Annotated in this window: 2 protein-coding genes; both read right to left on the bottom strand. The window is 48.0% G+C overall.

All coding sequences use genetic code 11. From position 1 onward, the window contains the following. Positions 1 to 232 (bottom strand): FAD-binding oxidoreductase (locus VM802_RS16700; RefSeq protein ID WP_325532513.1); only part of this gene is annotated, 232 nt, incomplete at its 3' end. 106 nt (positions 233 to 338) lie between these two features. After that, on the bottom strand, positions 339 to 1,722 hold a 1,384-nt coding region (gene dxs, locus VM802_RS16695), incomplete at its 5' end, for a 1-deoxy-D-xylulose-5-phosphate synthase (protein ID WP_325532511.1).

The raw sequence follows: 1,722 nt of genomic DNA, 5'->3' as shown, positions 1-1,722 counted from the left end.
ATATTTCGCCATTCTCTTTTTCACGAATCGTTACTGACAGGTACTTATCTACTCCGGGAGTGGAGCTGAAGGAATAGGAACGTCTGTATTCTTTATTGTGCAGGCGGATAATGAAGGTGAGGAACTGGCCTGCCAGGTATTCAAGCGGCTCTGGCGATGTGTTTTCCAGGAAGTAGGTATTAGTGCCGCTGGTTTCTTTCTTTATATCTGTGATCCTTAATTGGAAGTACATCTTTATTTTGATATTTTTTTATTTAGTTATTTAGCTATTTGGTTCAAGAATTTCAAAATCCGCAAATCAAATAGCTAAATAACTAAATAAAAAAATATCAAAATAATCAGATTGTTACTCTGATCTTTTCTTTCAGCATTTCGCGGGTTGTGCTGGCGATACCGGCAGCATCGTAGCCACATTCGCGGTACAGTTCTTCTGGTTTGCCGTGTTCAATGATTCTGTCGGGGATCCCCAGCATTTTCACCTCGGCTTTGTATTGGTGGGTTGCCATGAATTCCAGTACGGCGCTGCCAAATCCGCCTTTTATGGCGCCATCTTCAATAGTGATTACTTTATCAAATGAGCTGAATACTTCATGTAGCAGGGTTTCATCCAGCGGCTTCACGAAGCGCATGTCGTAGTGTGCTGGTTGCAGGCCGTCAGCCGTCAGTTCTTTGATGGCTTCGGTTACGAAGTTGCCGGTATGGCCCAGCGAGAGTATTGCTATGTCCCTTCCATCGCGGATTTTCCGGCCTGTGCCGGGTTTGATGGTTTTGAAAGGCGTGCGCCATTCGGGCATTACACCTTGTCCGCGGGGATAGCGGATTACGTATGGGTTGTTATTATCCGGCAGCTGTGCGCTGTACATGAGGTTGCGCAGTTCTTCTTCGTTCATTGGTGCGCTGATGATGACATTCGGGATATTGCGCATATAGCCGATGTCATAGGCGCCATGGTGTGTAGGTCCGTCTTCGCCTACGAGTCCTGCCCTGTCGAGGCAGAAGATCACGGGGAGTTTCTGGATGGCCACATCATGTACGGCCTGGTCAAAGGCGCGTTGGAAGAATGAGGAGTAGATGTTACAGTACACTTTCATGCCTTGGGTAGCCATGCCGGCGGACAATGTAACGGCGTGCTGTTCGCAGATGCCTACATCGAAAGCGCGGTCAGGCATTTTTTCCATCATGAATTTGAGGGAAGAGCCGGAAGGCATAGCAGGAGTGATACCGATGATTTTATCGTTTTGTTCGGCGAGTTCAATGATGGTATGGCCAAAGACGTCCTGGTATTTGGGCGGTTGAGGTTTGTCTACCTGTTTCTTAAAGATTTCGCCGGTTATTTTATCGAACAGACCGGGAGCATGCCAGGTTGTCTGGTCCTTTTCTGCGAGTGCATATCCTTTGCCTTTGGTGGTAACGATATGCAGCAGTTTGGGGCCTGGGATGTCTTTCAGGTCCTGGAGGGTGTCTGCCAGTTTGGTGATATTATGTCCGTCTATCGGGCCGAAGTATCGCAACTTCAGTGATTCGAAGAGGTTGCTGGATTTGGATACCACGCCTTTGAGGCTGGCTTCCAGTTTGGAGGCCATTTCGCGGGTAAAGCGTTTGCCTACGGGCAGTTTGCCCAGCAGGTGCCAAACATCGTCACGTAATTTATTGTAGGTGGGTGATGTGGTGATATCGGTCAGGTATTCTTTCAATGCACCAACGTTCGGATCGATGGACATG

It is taken from the genome of Chitinophaga sp., from assembly GCF_035538455.1.
Classification (GTDB): Bacteria; Bacteroidota; Bacteroidia; order Chitinophagales; family Chitinophagaceae; genus Chitinophaga.
The sequence above is the reverse complement of the archived record's forward strand: the minus strand, read 5'-3'. Positions and strand labels throughout refer to the sequence as shown.